At 68.3% G+C, this 6,523-nt stretch carries 7 protein-coding genes and 1 pseudogene; 4 read left to right on the forward strand and 4 right to left on the reverse strand.

Translation table 11 applies throughout. From position 1 onward, the window contains the following. Positions 1-699: 699 nt before the first annotated feature. From AB0L34_RS32300 to AB0L34_RS32310, 3 genes are all read right to left on the reverse strand, one after another. Entirely contained in the window at positions 700-1,443 is a 744-nt protein-coding gene (locus AB0L34_RS32300) for a hypothetical protein (protein ID WP_363709284.1), read from the reverse strand. 176 nt (positions 1,444-1,619) lie between these two features. Continuing rightward, positions 1,620-2,597, reverse strand: coding sequence for a hypothetical protein (locus AB0L34_RS32305; RefSeq protein WP_363709286.1), 978 nt, complete (start codon positions 2,595-2,597; stop codon positions 1,620-1,622). 381 nt (positions 2,598-2,978) lie between these two features. Beyond that, the gene (locus AB0L34_RS32310; RefSeq protein WP_363709288.1) at positions 2,979-3,161 is read right to left on the reverse strand and encodes a hypothetical protein; all 183 of its coding nucleotides are present in this window, start codon (positions 3,159-3,161) and stop codon (positions 2,979-2,981) included. A gap of 9 nt (positions 3,162-3,170) precedes the next feature. On the opposite strand from AB0L34_RS32310, the gene AB0L34_RS32315 reads away from it, so the two are divergent. From AB0L34_RS32315 to AB0L34_RS32330, 4 genes and pseudogenes are all read left to right on the forward strand, one after another. Continuing rightward, the gene (locus tag AB0L34_RS32315) at positions 3,171-3,467 is read left to right on the forward strand and encodes a tetratricopeptide repeat protein (protein WP_363709290.1); all 297 of its coding nucleotides are present in this window, start codon (positions 3,171-3,173) and stop codon (positions 3,465-3,467) included. 244 nt (positions 3,468-3,711) lie between these two features. Next, positions 3,712-3,969 (forward strand): DUF6244 family protein, encoded by a 258-nt coding sequence (locus AB0L34_RS32320; protein WP_363709292.1) that lies wholly within the window; start codon positions 3,712-3,714, stop codon positions 3,967-3,969. 78 nt (positions 3,970-4,047) lie between these two features. After that, a pseudogene (locus tag AB0L34_RS32325) lies at positions 4,048-5,164 on the forward strand (IS630 family transposase). Positions 5,165-5,477: 313 nt separating this feature from the next. Further along, positions 5,478-6,098: a hypothetical protein gene (locus tag AB0L34_RS32330; RefSeq protein ID WP_363709294.1), complete on the forward strand. Its 621-nt coding sequence runs from the start codon at positions 5,478-5,480 to the stop codon at positions 6,096-6,098. 177 nt (positions 6,099-6,275) lie between these two features. Here AB0L34_RS32330 and AB0L34_RS32335 read toward each other — a convergent pair whose 3' ends face one another. Then, positions 6,276-6,497: a VOC family protein gene (locus tag AB0L34_RS32335; RefSeq protein ID WP_363709296.1), complete on the reverse strand. Its 222-nt coding sequence runs from the start codon at positions 6,495-6,497 to the stop codon at positions 6,276-6,278. Positions 6,498-6,523: the final 26 nt, after the last annotated feature.

The following is a 6,523-nucleotide window of genomic DNA, read 5'->3' on the forward strand; positions in this document are numbered from 1 at the left end:
CTCGCCGAGCCACTGCGCCACCTGGCAGCTCTGGTGGGCGCTCGCATTCCCCGTCCTGCTGCTCCTCGCCATCCTGTCCGCCTGGCGCATCCTCCGTGCAGCGAAGGGTTCGACAGCAGATGTCGAAGTCCTGCCAGCCGCGGGGAACGGCCACGTTCCATGACCCGGCGAGGCCGCAGGGGGGAGACGACCAGCGGGTGTCGGCGGCGGTGCGGCTGGCGCTGCTGGCCGGGGCCGCAGCGGTGCTCGCGGCGTACGTGAGGGTCGCTGACCTGCGCTTGGGGCTACTGGGTGTCGTCGATGAGGCGGTACAAACCAGCACGGAACGCGCAAGCACCCTGCGTGGTCGCCAATTGACGCACCGTGGCTAAATAGATGCGATCTCCTCGATGTGCTGGCGTGAGGCTCGCTATGGTCGAAGGCCTCTCGGAGGCCCGCGCGGCCCGCGGGTTTCGGGTCAGTACGCAATCCGACGCACCGTCGACACGAGGGAGAGAACGTGAAACGCATAGCGCTCGTGCTCATTACTACCTTCGGTAGCCACCGAATGTGAGACAAAGCCGAATGTAGACAGAGTTGAAATCTACGCAGTCCCCGGCACGGGTCGCCGCCGCGTTCACCGAGCTCGCCCACGCCATCTGACCAGCGCCCTGGGCACGGCTCTGGGATACCCACTGATCCGATAACGCAACAGGGCCGTCAGGAGTCGTACCGGAAACGTGCCGGCGGATCGCCCTCCAGGCAGACCCGGAGGGGCGTCTGCGCACACTCGACCCAGTGGTCGCCGCCTGGGGGTACCTGGTAGGTCCGGGGTCCGGGTGCCGCGGTCGTGACAAAGCTCCGGCCCCGATTGGTCACCTCGACCCGCTTCCGTTTCCCAGCGACCACCAGGTCGAGTTCGAGAGTCCACTCCACCGTGCCGGTGGTGAACGCGGTCAGGTCGAACACCTCGGTCTCGCCCTTGGCGAGGGTGAACCCGAACAGTGGCCGGCGCCCCTCAATCAGGGTGCGGTAGCGGGCGGCCGGCTGGGGAGCGTCCAGGTCCATCTCGACGTCCCGTGGTTCGGCGGCTCCCTGCTGGCCGCCGCAGCGCAGTTGCACACCGGCCGGTTCCGGAGTCTGGCTGCGTCGGATCACCCGGGCACGCAGGTTGTCGATCAGCACCCCCTGGTCGCTGGCGCCCTGCACGACGACGCGCACCCGGCTCACCTTGTGATCGACGGCGCCGAGGGCGCGCGCCCAGTCGATCAGCGTCGCGCAGCCCACCGGTGGATCATCGGAGGGCCGGACGTCCTTCGGCAGCACCATGGCGAACTCAGCGGTGCCCCAGGTGTCCACGGTGGCCGGATTCGCCACGACGTGTACCGCGACGATCTGCGGGTCCAGATGGTCAACCCACCTGGGCACATAGATGCTCGTGATGGCGCCGAGAAGGGCGGCCACCGCGGTACCCAGCACGAACCACCAGGCCCGATGCAACGATCCCAGCACCCGGCGCAGCCGCGGTACCGGCTGATCGCCTCCCGGTTTGTCCCGGCCCCCTGCCGGACGCCCGCCCCGGACTCCCCGCTTCCGGTCCGGACCGCTGGTACCGCGCCGCCGTTTCGGTTTGCCGCCGCTCACGGCCCGGACCCCTGCCACGAACCCGCCAGCTTGCCGTCCGGGACCGACCACACGTGGCCGTACTCCGGGCCGGCCAGCAGCCAGCCGCCGTCTTCGGTGAACTCCAGCTCGGTGGGGTTCACGGCCGGTTTGGCCCCGAGGTCCACGGCCGGCACCTTCCAGTGTCCAACCTCCTGGGGAGGGCCCGGATCCCAGAGCACCACTTCGTCGTTCAGGGTCAGGAATGCCACGTGCCGAGCCTGCCGGTCCACTGTGCTGGTCAGGGTGCTACCGCAGGCGCAGGGCCGCCATTGGAATGTCTGCTCGTCCGGCACCCAGACCAGGAAGCCTTCTTGACCGGCGATCACCACCCGCTTTCCGCCGTCGACCACGGTCAGCCCTGCTACGTACAAGATGACACCCGGATCACTTGGGACCTCGATGCTCGGCGGAAGCGGTGAGACGATCTCACGGCGAGTGTGCAGATCGTGGAGCCAGTAGCGACTGTTGGCCCGTTCATCGAACAGTTCGACCACCAGATGGCCGCTGTCGGCCGAAAAGCGTAACTTGCCGGTGCGCGGCTGGGGTTCGCCATCCGGTCGCTTTACCTCCTCGGGCAGGGGCAGCGCCGTGGGGTCCTTCGTGGTGAAGTCGTAGAGGACCACCGAGTCCGGTAGTCCGACCGCGAGGTATCGCCCGTCAGGAGAGAAGTCCATGCTGATCCGGGCGCCTTCGGCACCGGTGGCGAACCGGTCGAACTCGGCACCGTCGGCGGTAGAGACGACCACCCAGTCGCCGGCCAGCCGAGCCTGATATTTACCGTCCCGGGTGAGCTGGGCGCCGGCGAGTCTCCGACGGGCCAGATCGAACTCAGGACCGGGCGGCGCCGCGCTGCTGACCTTCGGCTCGACGATCTGATCGTTGCCGTCCAGCCGGGTCGGCTCCGGTTCGGTGGTGCACCCGGCGAGCAGCAGACCGACCAGTCCGACGAACACGGCCCGCGTTGGCCAGGTTCTCGCCGACGCCCGGCAAGCCGCCGGTGCCGCGCGCGGGCGATGACGCCGGCCCGCTGGCCCGCCGGCCCGCTCGGACAGCCGGAACGGCTGGCACACATCGCACACCGCCGCCGATCGCCAATGCACCAGTGCGCCTCCAGTGATCCACTATGGCCACTCGTTTTGCTCAGGCATTCTATCGCTTGGCGGCGATTTGCCCGGATGACGGAATACCGACAGTTCGCTGCTCGATAGTGTTGACAGTCCAAGGCTGCGGCAGCGTCGGCTCAGGCGCAGGCATGCCTACGGGCAGAACGATCGCCGGCTGCGGCATCCGCCGGATTTCGTCCTCGCGGCGGGAGCTGGCGAGGAGACCGTCACCTAGCCTTCGAGGTCTTTGGTCAGCACGTCGTGCAGCCGGGATGCGTCGTAGTCGGCGGTCTCGATGACGGCACCGCTGGGTACGCCAGTGCCGTCGACAACGACAATCAGGTATCCACCGTGTGGGCGGGACAGCATCGCGGCGTAGTCGCCGACTACGTGCGACTCCTCGGTGAGGAGCACCCGAGCACATTGACCGCCCGCACCAACCTCGCTGTCTCCTATCGACGGGCGGGGCGCAACACCGAGGCGGTCGACCTCCTCACGAAGATGGTCGCCGACTACGTGCGACTCCTCGGTGAGGAGCACCCGAGCACACTGACCGCCCGTGCCAACCTGGCCACCTCCTATCGGCAGGCGGAGCGCACTGCCGAGGCAGTCGCCCTCCTCGCCAAGGTGACTGCCGACAGTACGCGGCTGCTGGGTGATAACCACCCAAACACGGTGGCGGTGGCTGGCGCATTACGGGCATGGGGAGACGAGGCCTGACGCCTGCTGTCACTAACAGAATACGGGTCTCTCAACCGGAAGCCGTTCTGCGCATTGGTTGTGTTCCACCGGCACTCGTCTCTACGCTGCCACGGTTCTGTGTGGACTCGGAGCCGGTGGGTGACGCGACATCGCTGACCGACAGCATTGGTGCCGACTTGCAGGCGACGGCGGCGGGTGTGACCGGGCGCAGCAGGAGGCCGCGGCTATCGACCATGCAATCGAGCAGATCACCGCCCGGGCGGTGGCCTCCGGCTTCGCCGGCATCGCTGTGGCGTTGGCTCGCGCGCGAGAAGTGCTCGGGCAGGCTCGGTCTCGGCTGGTGCAGGCCGGTGGGGTCCTGGGTGAGGCGTCGCGGTCGCTGAGCGCGGTGCCGCAGCAGCCGTCGCCGCAGGAGCCGATCGCCGCGCTCACACCGGTCGTGGCCGCGCTGACTGCCGCCGTCGGTCACGTCACCGCAGCGGCATCCGCGGTCGACGACACGCGAGGGCTAGTGCCGTGACCACGAACGTTCACGGTGTTGGATGACACGCCGCCCGGCCTGCCAGCCCGGCAGCGTGGTGGCGTTCAGGCTGTGGCGGTGGCAGAACTCGTTCGCGTTCGGCGGCTCAGTGACCAGGAGGGTCAGCAGCTGCTGAGGCTCACTCGTAGAGGTACCGGCTCGCCGATTCGGTTACGGCGGGCGATGGTCGTGTTGGCGTCGGCCGGTGGGAACACGGTGCCGGCGATCGCCCGTCTGGTGCAGGCGGATGAGGACACGGTCCGGCAGGTCATCCACCGGTTCAACGAGAGGGGATGGCCAGCCTGGACCCTCGGTGGGCGGGTGGCTGTCCCCGCCAGATCAGTAGCGGCGAAGAGCAGTTCATCGTCGAGACGGCCAACACCCGCCCCGAGAAGCTGGGGCGTCCGTTCACCCGCTGGAGCCTCCGCAAGCTCGCCGACCACCTGTGCCTTCACGCCACCCGCCGGGTCCGGATCGGGCGGGAACGGCTGCGGCAGATTCTGCACCGGCACCGGATCACCTTCCAGCGGACCAAGACGTGGAAGGAGTCCACCGACCCGCAGCGCGAGGTCAAGCTCGCCCGGATCGAGTACGTCAGCAGCCACTTCCCGCAGCGGGTATTCGCGTTCGACGAGTTCGGGCCCGTGGTGATCCGCCCGCAGGCCGGTGCCGGGTGGGCGCCGGCCAGGCACCCACCCCGGCTACCCGCGAACTACCGCAAGCTGCACGGAGTCCGACAGTTCCACGGCTGCTACAGCGTCGGCGACGACCAACTCTGGGGCGTCGTCCGCCGCCGCAAGAGCGCCACGAACACCCTCGCCGCACTCAAGTCGATCCGCGCCGCGCGTCCGAACGGGGCACCGATCTACATGATCCTGGACAACCTGTCCGCGCACAAAGGCCGCAAGATCCGGTCGTGGGCGCCCGGAACAAGGTCGAGCTCTGCTTCACCCCGACCTACGCCTCCTGGGCCCACCCGATCGAGGCCCAGTTCGGGCCACTACGCACCTTCGTCATCGCCGCCTCGAACCACCCCAACCACCCCGTCCTAGCCCGGAAACTGCAGGCCTACCTGCGCTGGCGCAACGCCAACGCCCGCCACCCCGACGTCCTGGCCGCCCAACGCCGAGAACGCGCCCGCATCCGCAGCGAACGACAACGACGCTGGGGCCAACCCGCCACCCGCGCAGCCTGACCCCAACACCGTCAACGTTCGTGGTCAGAGCACTAGACAACCGACCCAGTGCAGCGCATAGGCATAGTCGCCGTATTGTGCAGTGTGGGCAATGCCGAAACGCACACACATGCCGCCGTAGGTGCGCCGGCTGCGGGCGGTCGTCACAGCGCGTCAGCTTCCTTGGCGCTGGCGACCCCGCTCATAGCCGACAAGGGGGTTCCCACGGCGAATCCGTGCCATCGAGCGTGTGGCCACCCGTCGGGCCGTGGCGGGCAGCCCACGTAATAGCGATGAATAGCGATGAAATCTTCGTTGTACTAGTCTTCGCGCCATGGCCTTGCGTCCGGACCAGTTCTATGACCACGCGGTGGCCGTCGCTGACAGCGAGCGGCGGCTTCCGCTGGCGCGCATGACGGGATGGGACATCAGCCCGTTCGAACAGGATGGATTGCGCGTCGCGTCGCTGCGCCCGCCGGTGCTGCCCGAGCCCGCCCGGCACGGCGAGGATCCGGCGGACTGCCGGAACTGCCAGGAGCGCGACGAGGGAATCTGGTTCAACGATCACTGGCGGCTGGCCCGTGTCCCGGGAGTGGGCGTGCCGCTGGTGCTGATGCTGTACCCGCGCGATCACTATGACATGGCAGATCTCCCCGACGATCTCGCAGCGGAGCTGGGACTGCTGACCACGCGAATCGTCCGCCACGTGCAGGCTCTGCCGCACATCTCGCGAGCCCACGTCTACCGCGTCGGCGACGGCGGCGCTCACCTGCACGTCTGGTTCTTCGCCCGGCCGGAGGGCCAGGCGCAGCTCTACGGATCCTGGCTGGTCGTCTGGGACGACCTCCTGCCGGAGTATCCCGCCGACGTCGCCGAGGCGGACGCCGCGATCGTGGCTGACGCCCTGGTCGCCTCGCATGGGGGCCGCCGATCGGCCACCCCACCGCGTGCCTGACCGGCTGATCCGCAGCAGCAACCGCACCTGTCACCGCCGCGCCGCCATCCTCATCCAGCCGCGAAGCCCTCCTCAAGCAAGCTAACCGGCTCACGGGTGACATCCGGACGTGCCGATGAGCGGATATCTGATCATGCTGAACTCGGGCCTGCGGCTTATGCGCGAAGATGTGGTCCGTTACGAGCGTGGGGCATCGGCAACGCCTGGACGGCCGCCTGCTGGCCTGTCGGGGTCGGCCGGGTCGGGGCTGGCCCGCCGCGGGGACGCCTCGTAGGAGATGAACTCGAGCAGGCTTCCGTCAGGATCGCGAAAGTAGACGCTTGTCCCTGCCCCGCCGGCACCGAATCGCCGAACAGGTCCTGTTTCCACCTCGACATTGTGTTGTCGCAGGTGTGCCACCGCCTCCTCGATCGGCCCCTCCCAGA

This window comes from Micromonospora sp. NPDC052213 (assembly GCF_040679695.1).
Taxonomy (GTDB): Bacteria; Actinomycetota; Actinomycetes; order Mycobacteriales; family Micromonosporaceae; genus Micromonospora.

Coding starts and splice junctions, on each gene's coding strand:
- AB0L34_RS32330 (WP_363709294.1), top strand. CDS start 5,478: ATGGCCTTGCGTCCGGACCAGTTCTATGACCACGCGGTGGCCGTCGCT.